The organism is Pseudomonas sp. 1L-C-7-B-C1, from assembly GCF_057291635.1.
This window is the reverse complement of the sequence record NZ_JBXAWH010000009.1, coordinates 159,560-175,945: the sequence shown is the minus strand read 5'-3', so window position 1 is coordinate 175,945 and position 16,386 is coordinate 159,560. Positions and strand designations below refer to the sequence as shown.

9 protein-coding genes are annotated in these 16,386 nt (G+C 60.8%); 5 read left to right on the top strand and 4 right to left on the bottom strand.

Annotation, left to right across the window (positions count from 1 at the left end; all coding sequences use genetic code 11):
* Nucleotide 1: 1 nt before the first annotated feature.
* Nucleotides 2-1,036, bottom strand: a complete 1,035-nt coding sequence (waaF, locus tag AC0Z8Z_RS15515) for a lipopolysaccharide heptosyltransferase II (protein WP_485619688.1) — start codon at nucleotides 1,034-1,036, stop codon at nucleotides 2-4.
* A gap of 126 nt (nucleotides 1,037-1,162) precedes the next feature.
* Nucleotides 1,163-4,114 carry a bifunctional [glutamate--ammonia ligase]-adenylyl-L-tyrosine phosphorylase/[glutamate--ammonia-ligase] adenylyltransferase gene (gene glnE, locus AC0Z8Z_RS15510; RefSeq protein WP_485619687.1) on the bottom strand — a complete coding sequence of 984 codons (2,952 nt, stop codon included), beginning with the start codon at nucleotides 4,112-4,114 and terminating at the stop codon, nucleotides 1,163-1,165.
* Between the two features lie 383 nt (nucleotides 4,115-4,497).
* Between glnE and aceE the strand changes: the two genes are divergently transcribed.
* From aceE to msrA, 4 genes are all read left to right on the top strand, one after another.
* Complete coding sequence (gene aceE, locus AC0Z8Z_RS15505) at nucleotides 4,498-7,143, top strand: pyruvate dehydrogenase (acetyl-transferring), homodimeric type (RefSeq protein ID WP_108119093.1); 2,646 nt, start codon at nucleotides 4,498-4,500, stop codon at nucleotides 7,141-7,143.
* Nucleotides 7,144-7,289: 146 nt separating this feature from the next.
* On the top strand, nucleotides 7,290-8,957 hold the full coding sequence (gene aceF / locus AC0Z8Z_RS15500; RefSeq protein WP_485619686.1) for a dihydrolipoyllysine-residue acetyltransferase: 1,668 nt from the start codon (nucleotides 7,290-7,292) through the stop codon (nucleotides 8,955-8,957).
* A gap of 366 nt (nucleotides 8,958-9,323) precedes the next feature.
* Nucleotides 9,324-12,017: a putative bifunctional diguanylate cyclase/phosphodiesterase gene (locus AC0Z8Z_RS15495; protein WP_485619685.1), complete on the top strand. Its 2,694-nt coding sequence runs from the start codon at nucleotides 9,324-9,326 to the stop codon at nucleotides 12,015-12,017.
* Nucleotides 12,018-12,149: 132 nt separating this feature from the next.
* Entirely contained in the window at nucleotides 12,150-12,812 is a 663-nt protein-coding gene (msrA, locus tag AC0Z8Z_RS15490) for a peptide-methionine (S)-S-oxide reductase MsrA (RefSeq protein ID WP_485619684.1), read from the top strand.
* 540 nt (nucleotides 12,813-13,352) lie between these two features.
* Here msrA and AC0Z8Z_RS15485 read toward each other — a convergent pair.
* The gene (locus AC0Z8Z_RS15485) at nucleotides 13,353-14,192 is read right to left on the bottom strand and encodes a 23S rRNA (adenine(2030)-N(6))-methyltransferase RlmJ (RefSeq protein WP_485619683.1); all 840 of its coding nucleotides are present in this window, start codon (nucleotides 14,190-14,192) and stop codon (nucleotides 13,353-13,355) included.
* Between the two features lie 331 nt (nucleotides 14,193-14,523).
* On the opposite strand from AC0Z8Z_RS15485, the gene AC0Z8Z_RS15480 reads away from it, so the two are divergent.
* Nucleotides 14,524-14,781: a hypothetical protein gene (locus tag AC0Z8Z_RS15480; protein WP_205484945.1), complete on the top strand. Its 258-nt coding sequence runs from the start codon at nucleotides 14,524-14,526 to the stop codon at nucleotides 14,779-14,781.
* 120 nt (nucleotides 14,782-14,901) lie between these two features.
* On the opposite strand, the gene gbdR is transcribed toward AC0Z8Z_RS15480, so the two are convergent.
* Nucleotides 14,902-16,005 (bottom strand): choline metabolism transcriptional regulator GbdR, encoded by a 1,104-nt coding sequence (gbdR, locus tag AC0Z8Z_RS15475; RefSeq protein ID WP_122625583.1) that lies wholly within the window; start codon nucleotides 16,003-16,005, stop codon nucleotides 14,902-14,904.
* Between the last annotated feature and the right edge of the window lie 381 nt (nucleotides 16,006-16,386).

The following is a 16,386-nucleotide window of genomic DNA, read 5'->3' as shown; positions in this document are numbered from 1 at the left end:
GTCAGGCGACCTCGACCGGGGCGGCGCCAATACGGCCGAGGGCCTGGATCACCGAATCCGGCTCCAGCAGTCGCAGGCAGTTGTAATGGCCGAAGCGGCAGGTGCGGTCGAAGCACGGGCTGCACTCGATGCCGAGGCGGACGATCTCGACTTCATCGGCCAGCGGCGGCGTGAACCCCGGCGAGGTCGAGCCGTACACCGCCACCAGCGGTCGATTCAGCGCAGCGGCCACGTGCATCAGCCCGGAATCGTTGGAGACCACGGCGTCCGCGCAGGACAGCAGATCAATGGCTTCAGCCAGTGAGGTGCCGCCGCTGAGGTTCATGGACTCTTCGCGCAGGCCTGGAATCAGCCGCTCGCGGATGCTTTCACCCACTGCATGGTCGTTCTTAGAGCCGAACAGCCAGACTTGCCAGCCTTCACGGATCTTCGCTTCGGCGACCATGGCGTAATGCTCGGACGGCCAGCGCTTGGATTCACCGAACTCGGCGCCCGGGCACAGCGCGAGCACCGGCCGATCAAGGCTCAGGCCGAACTTGCCCAACGCCGCGTCGCGGCTGGCGGTTTCGATTTGCAGGCTGGGCTTGGGATACGGGCGCGGCAGCTCGGCGCCTTTGTCGTAAGCCAGCGCCATGAAGCGCTCGATCATCAGCGGATAACGCTGTTTGTCGAGGGTGCGCACGTCGTTGAGCAGGCCATAGCGAAATTCGCCACGCCAGCCGGTGCGTTTGGGAATACCGGCGAAGAACGGCACCAGCGCCGACTTCAGCGAGTTGGGCAGCAGAATCGCCTGATCGTACTGACCCTTGAGGGATTTGCCGATGCGCCGACGCGTGGCCAGCTCCAGCGCGCCATGGCCGAGCGGGAAGCTCAAGGCCGTGCGCACTTCAGGCATGCGCTCAAGGATCGGCCGGCTCCACTCGGGCGCCAGCACATCGATCTCGCACTGCGGGTGACGCTGCTTCAGGCACTGGAACAGCGTCTGCGCCATCACCATGTCACCGACCCAGCTGGGCCCTACGATCAGAATTCTCATGCTCTTCCAAAAACGACCAGAAACGAGCAGGGAGGCCCACCAAGCAGCGTGATGCTTGCACACGCCGCCTGACGCCTCCCTGTCATAGCTTTATATAGATCCGTTAGATCCGAACCCTGCCAGCAATCAACTCAGCCCCAACTGTGCCCAGATCCGCATCACTTCACGCCGTTCGGTGGCGAACTGGTCGCCAGCCACAACACCCGGATCGTTCTGCAACGCCTGTCGATGAGCGGCCGAGCGGTAGGCCTTGTAAGCCTCACGCAGCAAACCGGCATCGGCGGCGGCCATCAGACCCGCCTCTTCAAGGCCTTCGAGAATACGGATGTTATCGGTGTAACGAAGCAGCGCGGGATGCTCTCTGGACCACGCCAGGGCCGCGTATTGCACCATAAATTCAATATCGACGATACCTCCGGCGTCCTGCTTGAGGTCGAACCGCGCCGTCGGTTCGAACGCATTCGCCCCCTTGCCTGCCGCCGTTGTGCGGGTGCCGAGGTTGTCGCGCATCTTGGCGCGCATCTCGCTGACTTCCTGACGCAGTTTCTGCAGATCACGCTCGCGGCCCAGCACCGAAGCGCGCACGGCCTGAAACTGCCGGCCGACATCGGTGCTGCCCACCAGCACCCGCGCGCGGACCAAGGCCTGATGCTCCCACGTCCAGGCCTCGTTCTCCTGATAGCGGGCAAACGCCCCGAGCGAACTCACCAGCAAACCCGCCGCGCCAGAAGGACGCAACCGCATGTCGACTTCGTACAACTGGCCGGAGTTGGTCTGGGTGGTGATCAAATGAATGATCCGCTGACCGAGCCGGGTGAAGAACTGCGCGCCATCGATCGGCTTGGCGCCGTCGGTTTCAGCCTGGGGATCGCCATCGTGGATGAACACCAGGTCCAGATCCGAGCCGTGCCCCAGCTCGATGCCGCCGACCTTGCCGTAGCCGACGATGACAAAACCGGGATCACACAATGTGCCATCCGGTCGACGCGGTGCACCATGACGGGCAACGGTGTGGCGCCAGGCGAGCGCCAGCACTTGCTCAAGAATCGCCTCGGCCAGCCAGGTCAGGTAATCACTGACTTTCATCAGCGGCAGGCTGCCGGTGATTTCAGAAGCGGCAACCCGCAGACGGTGTGCCAGTTTGAAATGCCGCAGCGCTTCCATTTGCTGTTCGAGATCGTCCTCGGGAATGCGCGTCAGACGCTCGCGCAGCTCGGCAGCGAGTTCGGGCGCCTGGGGCGGGCTGAACAGCCGACCTTCGTTCAGCAGCTCATCGAGCAGCAACGGGAAGCGGGCGATCTGCTCGGCAATCCAAGGGCTGGCCGCGCACAGGGTCAGCAATCGACGCAGCGCGCCGGGGTTCTCGGTGAGCAACACCAGATACGCAGAGCGACGCGCCACCGCTTCCACCAGCGGCAGCACCCGCTCCAGCACCAGATCGGGATTGTCGTGCTCGACCGCCTGGGCGAGCAGGCGCGGAATAAAGGCATCAAGCCGTTCGCGCCCCAGACGCTGCATCGAACGCAGCTGCGAACTGTTGCGCAGGTTGCTCAGATTTTTCAGCGCCTTCTGCGCGTCGGCGAATCCGCCCTCTTGCAATTGGAGGCAGGCGCTTTCTTCGTTCTGGGACTCTTCCCACAGCGGCAGCCACTCGCCGCCGACGATTTCTTCACCGTGGTCCTCCTGGCCTTCTTCCTCGTCGGGGTCGGCGATGACCTGCCGGAAGTGCCACCCGACCCGCTCGCGCCAATGCATCAACTGCTCATGAAAGCTCGCCCAATCGGCAAAGCCCATCATGAAGGCGATGCGGGCTTTATCCTGCGGGTCGTCGGGGAGCATTTGCGTTTGCCGATCGGCAATCGCCTGAATGGCGTGCTCGGTATAGCGCAGAAACTGATAGCCCTCACGCAGCTCATCAATGACCGCAGCGGGCAAATAGCCTTGGCCTTCAAGGGTTTTCAGCACCTTGAGCAACGGCCGTTGCTGCAGACTCAAATCGCGCCCGCCGTGGATCAGCTGAAACGCCTGGGCGATGAACTCCACTTCGCGAATGCCGCCCGCCCCCAACTTGATGTTATCGGCCATGCCCTTGCGCCGGACTTCCTGCTGGATCAACTGCTTCATGGTGCGCAGCGCTTCAATGGCCGAGAAGTCCAGATAGCGGCGATAGACGAACGGCCGCAGCATGTCGAGCAACTCGCTGCCCCTCTCCTGATCACCGCCCACCACCCGCGCCTTGATCATCGCGTAGCGCTCCCAGTCGCGGCCCTGATCCTGGTAGTACTGCTCCAGCGCGTTGAAGCTGAGCACCAATGCACCGGAAGACCCATACGGGCGCAGGCGCATGTCGACGCGGAAAACGAAGCCGTCGACGGTGACCGGGTCCAGCGCCTTGATCAATCGCTGACCCAGGCGGATGAAAAACTCCTGGTTGTCCAGCGGACGTTTGACGCCTTGGGTTTCGCCACCTTCGGGATAGGCAAAGATGAGGTCGATGTCGGACGACAGGTTCAGCTCGACGGCGCCCAGCTTGCCCATGCCGAGGATAACCATCTGTTGCGGTTCGCCAGTCCGACGGCCGGTCGGCGTGCCGAACTGCTGGCAATGCCGCTCGTACAGCCACTTGTAAGCCAGATCGATGCAGCGATCTGCCATGTCCGAGAGATCACGGCAGGTTTCCACCAGATCGGCCTGCCGGGTCAGGTCCCGCCAGATAATTCGCACTTGCTGGCGCGTGCGTTGACGACGTAGATTACGCCCCAGCTCATCGTCGCTGGCAGCCTGAACGACGGCATTGGCGATGTGCCCAAGCAGCTCGCCGGGCGCAAAACTACGCTCCAGCTCACCGGACTCAGCGAGGTCGAGCAGCATCAGCGGATCGCGTGAAACCTGATCGGCAACGAAATCGCTGGCCGCACACACACGATCAAACGCCGACAGCCGCGCTTCGGGCCAGGCCTGAAATTGATGCCTGGCTTCATCTGTCAGGGAATCGAGAGCGGTACGCCAGGACTGGCCCGCGCGAGTGACCAACGGCAGGAGGACAGCCGGCAGCTCGGCCAGCAGGGGAAGGCTCATGGTTTATCCTTGATCGGCGTTCAAATGTCAGGCTGCCTTGGCGGTGCATACACGGCACGGACAGACTGTCGAACAAAGGTTAAAAATTGCTCATGGCTGACAAATCTTGATTGCCAGCATGTTCCGCCAAGTGATTCGTCAGATTTTTACACCGAGAACATCGCTTTAATGGACACTGCACCACGAGTGAAAACGTCGCTCAGCTGTAGTTTTACTACTGTATATACAAGTCAAAAAGCTGAATTAGCCCGAGATTTGTAGTAAAACTACACAACACCGGGGACCCATCCGGTCATCCAAGAATTTATATCGTCTGCCCACAAGGCCAGTCGCAACAAACTCAGGCAACCGATTCTGGAAGCCTTTCCGCCCTGGAGCAAGCCATGCAAGACCTCGATCCCGTCGAAACCCAGGAATGGCTGGACGCCCTGGAATCGGTTCTCGACAAAGAAGGCGAAGACCGTGCTCATTATCTGATGACCCGTATGGGTGAGCTGGCCACACGTAGTGGTTCGCAGCTGCCTTACGCCATCACCACGCCTTATCGCAACACCATCCCCGTTACCCACGAAGCACGCATGCCCGGCGACCTGTTCATGGAACGCCGCATTCGCTCGCTGGTACGTTGGAACGCTTTGGCGATGGTGGTCAAGACCAACATCGGCGACCCGGATCTGGGCGGCCACATCTCCAGCTTCGCTTCCAGTGCAACCCTGTACGACATCGGCTTCAACTACTTCTTCCAGGCCCCGACCGACGAACACGGCGGCGACCTGATCTACTTCCAGGGTCACGCATCGCCAGGCGTCTACGCCCGTGCGTTCATGGAAGGCCGCATCACCGAAGACCAGATGAACAACTTCCGTCAGGAAGTCGATGGCAACGGTCTGTCGTCCTATCCACACCCGTGGCTGATGAAAGACTTCTGGCAGTTCCCGACCGTTTCCATGGGTCTGGGTCCGATTCAGGCGATCTACCAGGCGCGCTTCATGAAATACCTGGAGCACCGCGGTTACATCCCTGAAGGCAAGCAGAAAGTCTGGTGCTTCCTGGGCGACGGCGAGACCGACGAGCCGGAATCCCTGGGCGCCATCGCCCTGGCCGGTCGCGAGAAGCTCGACAACCTGATCTTCGTCGTGAACTGCAACCTGCAGCGTCTGGACGGTCCGGTTCGCGGCAACGCCAAGATCATCCAGGAACTGGAAGGCGTGTTCCGCGGTGCTCAGTGGAACGTGACCAAAGTCATCTGGGGCCGTTTCTGGGACCCACTGCTGGCCAAGGACGTTGACGGCATCCTGCAACGTCGCATGGACGAAGTCATCGACGGCGAATACCAGAACTACAAAGCCAAAGACGGCGCTTTCGTGCGCGAACACTTCTTCAACTCGCCAGAACTCAAGGCGATGGTTGCGGATATGTCCGACGACGAAATCTGGAAGCTGAACCGTGGCGGCCACGACCCGTACAAGGTCTACGCGGCTTACCACGCAGCGGTGAACCACAAGGGTCAGCCGACCGTGGTTCTGGCCAAGACCATCAAGGGTTATGGCACCGGCGCCGGTGAAGCGAAAAACACCGCGCACAACACCAAGAAGGTCGACGTCGACAGCCTGCGTCACTTCCGTGACCGCTTCGACATCCCGATCAAAGACGATCAGCTCGAAGCCCTGCCGTTCTTCAAGCCGGAAGAAGGCAGCGCCGAAGCGCGTTACCTGGCCGAGCGTCGCGCTGCACTGGGCGGCTTCGTTCCACAGCGTCGCGCGCAGAGCTTCAGCCTGCCGACTCCGCCACTGGAAACCCTCAAGGCCATCCTTGACGGCTCCGGCGACCGCGAAATCTCCACCACCATGGCCTTCGTGCGCATCCTGACCCAACTGGTCAAGGACAAGGAAGTGGGTCAGCGCATCGTTCCGATCATTCCGGACGAAGCCCGTACGTTCGGCATGGAAGGCATGTTCCGCCAGCTCGGCATCTACTCTTCCGTAGGCCAGCTGTACGAGCCAGTCGACAAAGAACAAGTGATGTTCTACCGCGAGGACAAGAAAGGTCAGATCCTCGAGGAAGGCATCAACGAAGCCGGCGCAATGTCTTCGTTCATCGCGGCAGGTACTTCGTACAGCAGCCACAACCAGCCGATGATTCCGTTCTACATCTTCTACTCGATGTTCGGTTTCCAGCGTATCGGCGACCTGGCATGGGCCGCTGGCGACAGCCGCACCCGTGGCTTCCTGATCGGCGGCACCGCCGGTCGTACCACCCTGAACGGTGAAGGTCTGCAGCACGAAGACGGCCACAGCCACATCCTGGCCTCGACCATTCCGAACTGCCGCACCTTCGATCCCACCTACGGCTACGAGCTGGCGGTGATCATTCAGGACGGCATGAAGAAGATGTTCGAAGAACAACAGGACGTCTTCTACTACCTGACCGTGATGAACGAGTCCTACACGCAACCTGCCATGCCGGCCGGTTCCGAGGAAGGCATCATCAAGGGCATGTACCTGCTGGAAGAAGACACCAAGGAAGCAGCGCATCACGTGCAGCTGCTCGGTTCGGGCACCATCCTGCGTGAAGTACGCGAGGCGGCGAAGATCCTGCGCGAGCAGTTCAACATTGGCGCGGACGTCTGGAGCGTCACCAGCTTCAACGAATTGCGTCGCGACGGCCTGGCCGTAGAACGCAGCAACCGCCTGAAGCCGGGTCAGAAGCCACAGTTGAGCTACGTTGAAGAATGCCTGAACGGCCGTAAAGGTCCGGTGATCGCTTCGACCGACTACATGAAACTGTTCGCTGACCAGATCCGTCAGTGGGTTCCGACCAAGGAATACAAGGTTCTGGGCACCGACGGTTTCGGCCGTAGCGACAGCCGCAAGAAGCTGCGCAACTTCTTCGAAGTTGACCGTCACTTCGTAGTGCTGGCCGCCCTGGAAGCCTTGGCCGATCGCGGCGACATCGAACCTAAAGTCGTGGCGGAAGCCATTGCCAAGTTCGGCATCGATCCTGAAAAGCGCAACCCGCTGGACTGCTAAGGTCTGCGTAACGATCGAATAGAGCGCTGAAAGGTGCGCGAAACAGCCGCCAATGCGGAATTTACTTCGGTAAATGAGCATTCAGGCTGTTTCGTCGCAGATGAATCAGCGCAGTCGAGGAACAGGTTCTCCTAAGGAGAGACATTGTGAGTGAGTTAATTCGTGTACCCGACATCGGCAACGGTGAAGGTGAAGTCATTGAGTTGATGGTCAAGGTCGGTGATCGCATCGAAGCTGACCAGAGCGTGCTGACGCTGGAGTCGGACAAGGCAAGCATGGAAATCCCTGCGCCTAAAGCCGGTGTCATCAAGGCGATGAAAGTGAAGCTGGGCGACCGCCTGAAAGAAGGCGACGAGCTGTTTGAGCTGGAAGTGGAAGGCGAAGCGGCGGCCGAGCCTGCTGCTGCACCTGCTGCTGCCGCGCCTGCCCCTGCCGCTGAAAAACCTGCCGAGAAGCCAGCCGAAGCCGAACCTGCGCCTGCTGCAGCGGCTGCACCTGCGGCTTCCGATACCGTTCGGGACATTCACGTTCCGGACATCGGTTCGTCGGGCAAGGCTCGCATCATCGAGCTGATGGTCAAAGTGGGCGACAGCATCGAAGCTGATCAATCCTTGATCACCCTGGAATCCGACAAAGCCTCGATGGAGATCCCGTCTCCGGCCGCTGGCGTCGTCGAAAGCATCAGCGTCAAGGTCGAAGACGAAGTCGGCACTGGCGATCTGATCCTGAAATTGAAAGTGGCCGGTGCTGCACCGGCTGCCGCACCTGCACAAGCTGCTGCCCCGGCTCCGGCCAAGGCTGAAGCGGCTGCTCCGGCGGCCGCGTCTGCTGCTCCGGCTGCGAAAGCTGAAAGCGCGCCTGCTGCCGCACCCGCCGCTGCACCTGCGAACAACGGCGCCAAGGTTCACGCTGGCCCGGCTGTCCGTCAGCTGGCGCGCGAGTTCGGCGTTGAGCTGAACGCTGTTTCGGCAACCGGCCCCCACGGTCGTGTGCTGAAAGAAGACGTGCAGGCGTACGTCAAATCGATCATGACCAAGTCCAAGGACGCGCCTGCTGCTGGCAGCGCTGCCGGCGGCATGGGCATCCCGCCGATTCCGGAAGTCGATTTCAGCCGTTTCGGCGAAACCGAAGAAGTGCCGATGACGCGCCTGATGCAGCTGGGCGCAACCGGCCTGCATCGCAGCTGGCTGAACATTCCGCACGTCACGCAATTCGACCAGGCCGACATCACCGACCTGGAAGCCTTCCGTATCGCGCAGAAAGCCGTGGCCGAAAAAGCCGGCGTCAAGCTGACCATTCTGCCGCTGCTGCTCAAGGCCAGCGCGCACATGCTCAAGGAGCTGCCGGACTTCAACAGTTCGCTGGCGCCAAGCGGCAAAGCGGTCATTCGCAAGAAGTACTTCAACATTGGTTTCGCGGTGGATACGCCGGAAGGCCTGCTGGTCCCGGTGATCAAGAACGTCGACCAGAAGAGCCTGCTGCAACTGGCAGCCGAAGCGGCCGAGCTGGCGGAAAAGGCACGCTCCAAAAAGCTGTCGGCCAACGACATGCAAGGCGCCTGCTTCACCATCTCAAGCCTGGGCCACATTGGCGGCACCGGCTTCACGCCGATCGTCAATGCCCCGGAAGTGGCGATCCTTGGCGTGTCCAAGGCCACCATGCAACCGGTCTGGGACGGCAAGGCATTCCAGCCCCGCCTGATGCTGCCGCTGTCGCTGTCCTACGATCACCGCGTGATCAACGGCGCCGCCGCAGCGCGCTTCACCAAGCGTCTGAGCGAATTGCTGGCGGACATCCGCACGATTCTGCTGTAAGCCGTACAAGGCCCGTTTTTCGCGAAACGGGCCTTCGCTTTCTCGAGCTGCCACGCTCGTACCTCAACCCCGCTGATTGGCGGGGCTTTTTTTGCCTTTAAAAAGAGGACGCCCCTCGGCCTCAAGCGCCTACAGTATTTAATCCCGCGGCCGATAGCTGATCATGCACACATACCAACCGCTCGACCCTCACCCTGACAATCCGATCAATTACCTCCAGTAAATCAACCGTCTGCCGACAGATTTATAGCACTAAGCCATCGCGCTCACTTGTCAGCCCGTTCGCCATGATGCAACCTTGCGGCACGCGACTTAAAGACGGGCTCCTTGCCCGTGCGCGACAGCACCCTGAAAGCGAGTTCCTTCATGAAAAGCCAACCTGATGCTGCCGGTAGACCGGCGGCCGAGGTCGTGACGCAACTACCGGTGCCTTCGCGGCTCGGCATGCTGCGTTTCGAGCGGCTGAATGAACCCAGCTGGGCCATGCTCTATCTGGATCCGAACTGCGAAAAGCAATTCAGCATGCCCGCCGTGGAACTCTGCGCGCTGGTCGGCACGCCGTATGCCAGCCTCATGGAGCCCGAAGCGCGCTATCAACTGCACGACGCCGTGCAGCTGCAACTGGCGGGTGGCGCCCATTACCTGATTCGCTACACCTTGCACACGACGCGCGGCCCGTTGGGTCTGGTGGAGATTGGTGAGGCTTACAAGCAACACAATCGGCACTTGCTGCGCGGCTATCTGATGGTCGTCAATGAGCAGGTCGAGCCCGGCGAACTGGTGATCAGCCCGGATCTGGAAGTGCAGAACTCCCGTCTGCAGATCGCGCTGGAGCTCAATCAGCGCGCCCAGCACGAACAGTTGCACCATCTGGAACGGGTCCGCGGCCAGCAAAGCCTGATTCTGCGCCTGGCACGCCATCGCTACAGTTCGAACAATTCCCTGCAGGAAGCGGCAGAGCTGATCACCAAAAGCGCCTGCGAGATCTACAACATCTCCTGCGCCAGCCTGTGGAACCTGAACGGCAAAACCCTGGAACCGATTGCAGAGTATCGCCGCGATACCAGCACGTTCCCCAAAACCAACGCGATCGATATCAGCGAATTCCCCAGCTACCTGGATGTGTTGCATACCAGCCGCGCCATCGACGTCAACGATGTCGAGCAGGATCCGCGCACCAAAGAGCTGGTTCAGCGACTGCGCACCCAGGACATCACCGCCATACTCGACGCCGCCGTGCGCATCGACGGCCAGGTGGTGGGCGTGCTGTGCCTTGAGCAGACGGGCGCCCCCCGTGAATGGCAGTCTGATGAGATCGCCTTTGCCGGTGAGCTGGCCGATCAGTTTGCCCACGCCATCAACAACCACAACCGCCGCACCGCCACTAGCGCCCTGCACCTGTTTCAGCGTGCCGTAGAGCAGAGCGCCAACGCGTTTTTGCTGGTCAACCGCGACGGCGTGGTCGAGTACGTCAACCCGAGTTTCACCGAGATCACTCAATACCCCGCCGACGAAGTCCACGGGCAGCAACTCTCGGAGCTGCCAGCGCTCGAAAACCTCAGCGCGCTGCTGCTCGACGCGAACTCCAGCCTGGTCAACGGAAACAGCTGGCAGGGCGAGTTCAAGAGCCGGCGCAAAAACCTGGAGCCCTACTGGGGCCAGCTGTCGATTTCCAAGGTGTACGGGGACAACCGCGAGCTGACCCATTACATCGGCATCTACGAAGACATCACCCAGGCCAAGCTCTCCCAGCAGCGGATCGAGCGCCTGGCGTACACGGACAATCTGACCAATCTGGGCAACCGTCCGGCCTTCATCCGAACCCTGGACGAGCACTTCGCCCGCGACGTTGAAACCCCGATCAGCCTGTTGCTGGTGGACATCGACAACTTCAAGCGCATCAACGACAGCCTCGGCCACCACACCGGGGACAAGCTGCTGATCAGCCTCGCCCGTCGGCTGCGCAACAGCCTAAGCCCGACCGGCATACTGGCGCGATTCGCCAGTAACGAATTCGCCGTGCTGCTCGACGACACCAGTCCCGAGGAAGGCCAACGTGTGGCCAGCCAGGTGCTGAGTACGCTGGACAAGCCGATGTTCGTCGACAATCAGCTGATCAGCGTGACCGGCTCGGTAGGGCTGGCGTGCGCGCCGATCCATGGCCGCGACCCACAGACGCTGATGAAAAACGCGGGCCTGGCGCTGCACAAAGCCAAGGCCAACGGCAAGCATCAGGTGCAAGTGTTCACCGAGGCGCTGAACGCCGAGGCGAGCTACAAGCTGTTCGTCGAGAACAACCTGCGCCGCGCCCTGACTCAGAACGAACTTGAGGTCTTCTACCAGCCGAAACTGTGCCTGCGCAGTGGCCGTTTGCTGGGCATGGAAGCGTTGTTGCGCTGGAACCATCCGGAAAAAGGCATGATCCGCCCGGATCAGTTCATCAGCGTCGCCGAAGAGACCGGCCTGATCATCCCGATCGGCAAATGGGTCGCGCGCCAATCCTGCCGCATGAGCAAGCAATTGACTGCGGCTGGCTACGGCAAGCTGCATGTGGCCATCAACGTGTCGCCCAAACAGTTTTCCGATCCGGAGCTGGTTTCTTCGCTGGCCGGTATTCTGCGTGACGAACAGCTCGACCCGTCGCTACTGGAACTGGAATTGACTGAAGGTCTGCTGCTGGAGGCAACTGAAGACACACGCCTGCAGCTGGAGTCGTTGAAGACCCTGGGCCTGACACTGGCGATGGATGACTTCGGTACAGGCTATTCGTCATTCAGCTATCTGAAGAAATTCCCCATCGACGTGATCAAGATCGACCGCAGCTTCATTCGGGACATTCCGGATGATCAGGACGACATGGAAATCACCTCGGCGGTCATCGCCATGGCTCACAACCTCAAGCTGACCGTGGTCGCCGAAGGCATCGAGACGGCGGCACAACTGGCCTTCCTGCGTCGCCATCGCTGTGATGTCGGTCAGGGTTATCTGTTCGACAAGCCGATCCCGGGCGAAGCGCTGATCGAAACCTTGCGTCGCTACCCGCGCGGCCCGCTGGCCTGAGCCCCCCCTTCCCCGCATCACATCAGTGCGGCACACTTGCCGCCCTGCATTTGCATCAGCCGATTCTGACCCCATATACGGTTTTCACTGACAACGCATGTTGGTTGTCCTGCCCCAGAGAGGATGTGCCTCATGGTCTTGCGCTCGGAAATTCTTGTGAATAAAAACGCTCTCCCTACAGCCCAGCAGGCACTGCCCGGGCGTGAAACACCCATGACCCTGCCTGAAACTCATTTCGTCAACGGCACTCCCCTCCTTGGGCCGTTCTTCAACGACGTCGAATTCGCCATCTTTGGTCTGGGATGTTTCTGGGGAGCAGAACGTCGCTTCTGGCAACGTGATGGCGTCGTCAGCACCGTCGTGGGTTACGCAGGTGGATTCACACCGAACCCGACCTACGAAGAAGTCTGCTCGGGTCTGACCGGCCACGCCGAAGTGGTGCTCGTGGTGTATGAGCCTGCGAAGGTCAGCTATGAGCAACTGCTGGCCATGTTCTGGGAATTGCATAACCCGACCCAGGGCATGCGTCAGGGCAACGACATCGGCACCCAATACCGCTCGGTGATCTACGCGACAACCCCTGAGCAACTGCAGGCGGCCAAGGCCAGCGCCGAGGTGTATCAAGCCGAACTGGCCAAGGCCGGTCTCGGGGAAATCACAACCGACATCGACCAGGCGCCGACCGTGTACTTCGCCGAGGCGTATCACCAGCAATACCTGGCGAAGAACCCTCAGGGCTACTGCGGTATCGGCGGCACCGGCGTCTGCATGCCGCCGAGTCTGGCGGGTAACTGAGCCTTAACCGCTTATACCCCGGGTGCTCTTCGTAGGACTGGCTTTAGCCGGGAAGACGTCGGTTGTCACGCCGCAGAATTGAGGATGCTGCTACTGGCCTCTTCCCGGCTGAAGCCGGTCCTACCGACCGATCGCGTTTCCCTTGTAGGACTGGCTTTAGCCAGGAAGACGTCGGGTGTCACGTCGCAGAATTGAAGGTGTTACAACTGGCCCCTTCCCGGCTGAAGCCGGTCCTACATACACAGCACGCAACCATTGTAGGACTGGCTTTAGCCGGGAAGACGTCGGGCGGCACGCCGCAGAATTAAGGGTGCTCCAACCGGCCTCTTCCCGGCTGAAGCCGGTCCTACCGACCGATCCCGTACACCTGCAGGACTGGCTTTAGCCGGGAAGACGTCGGATGTCACGCCGCAGAATTAAGGGTGCTGCCACTAACCTATTCCCAGCTGAAGCCGGTCCTACCGACAGATCGCGTTTCCCTTGTAGGACTGGCTTTAGCCGGGAAGACGTAAGCCGTCACGCCGCAGGAACCAAGAGCGGCTACTCCGCAATCAACCAATCCATCTTCCAGTCACCCTGGGTCTGGCCGAGTTTCTTCGCCAGCCATGGCATCAACTCGCGCAGCTCTTCTTCCAGCCCCCATGGCGGATTGGCGATCGCAAGGCCGGAGCCGTTGAGGCTGTTGAGTGTGTCCAGCGGATGCACGAACAACTCGACCCGCAACAGCTTCGGCGCGCCGGTCTCTGCCAGTTCCTGATAGAAACGCTTGAGGGCGCGCTGGTCCTTGATCGGGTACCAGATGGCCGCAACGGTCTGGCGCATCCGCGCGATGGTTTCCTTGAGGGCGACGGAGCAGCGCTTCATCTCGTCGAGCTGCTCGAACGGCGGATCGATCAGCATCACCGCGCGCTTCTCGTGAACCGGCAACAACGCCCGTGGCACGTGCCAGCCTTCGCCGAGGTGCACGGCGACGCGGCGGTCGTATTTCATGTTGTCTTTAAGCAGCGCGCCGTCTTCGGGGTGCTTCTCATTGAGGAGCACGCGGTCCTGTTCGCGGGTCAGGCGGCGGGCCAGTTCGGGAGAGCCCGGGTAGTAACGCAGTTCGCCGGTCTTGCGGTTCATCTGGCGAATCGCGTCGATGTAACCGGCCGCCATTTCAGGCACGTCGTCGGCATCCCACAGACGGCCAATGCCTTCGATCCATTCGCCAGTGCGCGTTGCCTGATCGCCCTGCAAGTCATACAGGCCGATGCCCGCGTGGGTGTCGAGGTAAGCGAGTGGCTGCTCCTTGCGCGACATCAGCGCGATCAAGCGAGTCAGAACGATGTGTTTGAAAACGTCGGCGTGGTTGCCGGCGTGGAAGGCGTGACGGTAGTTCATGGCGGCTCCTGGAAGGCTGCGGAGTTTATCAAACCATCCGACGTTGCGCAGACCGCTCATGCCCTGCCGCTCGAGGGAGCCTAAGTGACAGGCAAAAAAATCCCCGGTTAAGCCGTTACAAAACCGGGGTGAGGCAGTTGCGCGGGCCAGAGGGTGACCAAACCGTAGTCCGCGCAACGTAAGTGGGCCGATTATGCCAAATGAACTAAACGGTTACATAGCCGAAAACGACACGCTGATGCGTATGCCAGACATCTGTGACGCCAGCGCTTGCCGAGCTCACGCACGCACCACCAGAATCAGGTCAATCTCAACAACCGGAGCGCACGTCATGATGCACGCAGACCTCATCGACCAGGACGACTTGATCAGCCAACTCAGAGCGATCGGTCTCGAGGTGCCCTCCGGCCTCAGCGCAGAACAGGCCTGTGCCCAAGCGGTGCGCGGCCTCAATGACGACCGCGCTCGGGCTTTGCGGCAACTGGTAGAGAAACTGCTGAGCGGCAGCGCGACGATTTTGCCAGCTGTGCGCCAGGCGATTGATCAGCAATTGTTGCCGGCGCTGGCGGCTTACAAGCAGAGTGCCTAGAGGCGTGACGCATTTTGTAGGAGTGAGCTTGCTCGCGAGAGGCCGGTACAGCCGACACAGATCTATCGTCCATACGACTGATCGCGAGCAAGCTCACTCCTACAGGAGACCGTTGCGCTCTTACAACCGCACGCTCGCAAACGTCGACTCATTACGCGCCTGACTCAGCGCTGACAGTGGGCCGGACAACGGCGCCAGGACGAGCGACTGCGGAATCGGCAGCATCGCCACCTGCTGGGTGGTATTGGAGCCCACGCGTTCGTCGCGCGGCGGGATGCCGAAGTACTCGCGATAGCACTTGGAGAAGTGCGGCGTAGAGACAAAGCCGCAGACCGAAGCCACTTCGATAATCGACATCGGTGTCTGCTTGAGTAATTGCCGCGCGCGGATCAGGCGCAGCTTGAGGTAATAGCGCGACGGCGAGCAGTGCAGGTATTTCTGGAACAGCCTTTCCAGCTGACGTCGGGACACGGCGACATACACCGCGAGCTCGTCCAGATCGATCGGCTCCTCCAGGTTGGCTTCCATCAGCGCGACGATTTCCTGCAGCTTCGGCTGGTTGGTGCCAAGCATGTGCTTGAGCGGTACGCGCTGATGATCCTGTTCGTTGCGGATGCGTTCGTAGACGAACATTTCCGAGATCGCGGCGGACAGCTCACGGCCATGATCGCGGCTGATCAGGTGCAGCATCATGTCCAGTGGCGCGGTGCCGCCGGAACTGGTGAAGCGGTTGCGGTCAAGGGTGAACAGGCGCGTGCTCATGGCGACGCGGGGGAAAGCTTCCTGCATCGCGGCCAGACATTCCCAGTGCACGCTGCAATCGAAACCATCCAGCAAGCCCGCGCAGGCCAGTGCCCAGCTGCCGGTGCACACCGCACCAAGACGACGGGACTGACGCGCCTGGCTCTGCAGCCAGCTGACGTGTTCGCGGGTAACGCTGCGTTGAATGCCGACGCCACCGCAGACAATCACCGTGTCGAGCACCGGCGCCTTGTGCATGGCGGCGTCCGGGGTGATCTGCAGGCCGTCGCTGGCCCAGACCTGGCCGCCATCAGCCGTCAATGTGGTCCAGCGATACAGCTCGCGGCCCGAGAGCTGGTTCGCCATACGCAGTGGCTCGACCGCTGACGCGAGGGAGATCAATGTGAAGTTGTCCAGCAGCAGGAAGCCGATGGATTGGGGCGCACGGTTCTGGGGTTGGGCCCCGGAGTTGAACGTAGTCATCACACTTCTCCTCACGCGTAAAACGGTTGAAGGCCTCAGCAGAGGCTCTCGTTGTCTCGCCCTCATCTGCGGAGAGCTTGGTCATTGCAACGCAATTGCCATGCCTAAATTTGGATGAGCATTCAACAACTCCCGATAGCGACGTCGCGAAGCGTCTATTCGGGAGCGACACAACGATTCAAATCGCGACCTCGTGACGGCTGAGCCATAAGCGCTGCAGGAGGGATGAGCACTTCCGTAGCACTTGTGTGAACCATCGAATCGGCAGGCGGTCCGGGAGTGTCACCCGATGCACAGAGTGATCGAGCGTCGGTGATGGGCACTGGGTACAGGTGGCATCCCGCCAGCTCAAGAGTAAGCGCGCGCCAAAACGTAGCGGGC